The sequence below is a fragment of the Sphingomonas sp. STIS6.2 genome (genome assembly GCF_000732685.2).
GTDB lineage: Bacteria > Pseudomonadota > Alphaproteobacteria > Sphingomonadales > Sphingomonadaceae > Sphingomonas > Sphingomonas aerolata.
The window spans coordinates 1,449-1,943 of the sequence record NZ_JPDP02000130.1 but is presented as its reverse complement, the minus strand read 5'-3'; the positions used below and the strand labels follow the sequence as shown (position 1 = coordinate 1,943).

Sequence of the window (495 nt, the reverse complement as noted above, 5' to 3'; positions counted from 1 at the left end):
TCGCGACCGTAGATGCTGCTCCTGCGGCGTATCCCACAACGAGAATGCCGATGGGCATCTGCCATTCTGCAAGCGGTAGCATATAGGATCGTGCGGCAAATAGACCGAAGACAGCCGCGAAGGCCCAATAGGTGAGTGCAAACCGGCGCTCAAAGCGCTTGGCAGTGAGTAAGGGCATTTCGGGGTTATCGCACAGCCGTCTACCGCGGATCAAAACGGCAAGGCGGGCTACGCTCGCGATCGTTCCTATAGCGACCAAGCTCGCCAGAGCGATATCCCGTGAGGCGTGAACGCCGAGCACACCAACCACGAGGAACAGCAACGTCATGATCGCTGCGGGCATGCGCGTGCCGCACAGACTGGCAACAAGCTCGACGTACGTTCCGTCAGGAATGTCGCGAACGAATGGGCTCTCAGTGGCTTTCACACGTCTCTAATTAAACGCAAAAGGTGAAGGCATTCTATCTGAACGCTTCCCTCAGGACACGGGGGCTG

Annotated in this window: 1 pseudogene; it reads right to left on the bottom strand. The window is 57.8% G+C overall.

Annotation, left to right across the window (positions count from 1 at the left end):
- Positions 1–343, bottom strand: a pseudogene (locus tag sphst_RS21285) (GGDEF domain-containing protein); the annotation flags it as partial.
- Positions 344–495: the final 152 nt, after the last annotated feature.